Origin of the sequence: Micromonospora sp. M51, from assembly GCF_018070305.1 — a bacterium.
In the GTDB taxonomy this organism is placed as follows: domain Bacteria; phylum Actinomycetota; class Actinomycetes; order Mycobacteriales; family Micromonosporaceae; genus Micromonospora; species Micromonospora parva.
Window position 1 is genome coordinate 1 of record NZ_JAGPXZ010001371.1, and the last position, 705, is coordinate 705.

Sequence of the window (705 nt, forward strand, 5' to 3'; positions counted from 1 at the left end):
GTTGTCCGGTCAGCTGCCGGCCATCCCGGCTCCCACCTCGTCGATCGCGTCGTCGATCTGGCGGGCGAGGTCCACGTCGAGCGCGGTCACCCCGTTGGCCTGGTTGGTCCGCACCGTCAACACGGCGGCGGTGTCGCCCGGACGCCCGATGCTCGGGCCGCGGCCGTTGTCCTGGCGCAGCCGATCCAGCCGGGCGAGCACCCGGTCCAGGTTGTCCGGCGGCAGCGCGACCACCCGGTAGAGGCCCTGGCTGTCGCCGGACCAGTAGGGCAGGTCGTCCAGCGCCGCGCTGATCTCGTCGTCGTCCAGGGTGGGTGTGGTGGTGGAGGCGCCCACCAGACCGCCGCCGGCCTCCGGCGGGTTCAGCAGGTCGCGCAACCCGTCGGGTACGTGCAACGACTCGACCAGGTCGCTGTCCTGCTCGGCGAGCGCGGCGATCGTCGCCTCCGCCTGGTACCGGGCCTGTTCCGGGGTGTTGCCGCTGATCCGGCCCACCTCGGCCAGGAAGCCGGGCAGGTCCCGGTGCCGCTCGATGCCGTCGACCGGCAGCACGTCGTGCAGCGACGACGGCACGGCGGCGAGCAGCCGCTGCCGCTCGGCGGCCTCCAGGGCGAACGCGAGCACCAGCACTGTCGCCTCGGTGCCCACCTTCGCCGTCTTGAAGTCGACCCCGGCGCGACGCCGGACCTCGTCGACCAGGTCGTG

1 protein-coding gene is annotated in these 705 nt (G+C 73.5%); it reads right to left on the minus strand.

Annotated elements, in window-relative coordinates:
* Positions 1-9: 9 nt before the first annotated feature.
* Positions 10-705 (minus strand): DUF2267 domain-containing protein (locus KBX53_RS34895; protein WP_210864027.1); only part of this gene is annotated, 696 nt, incomplete at its 5' end.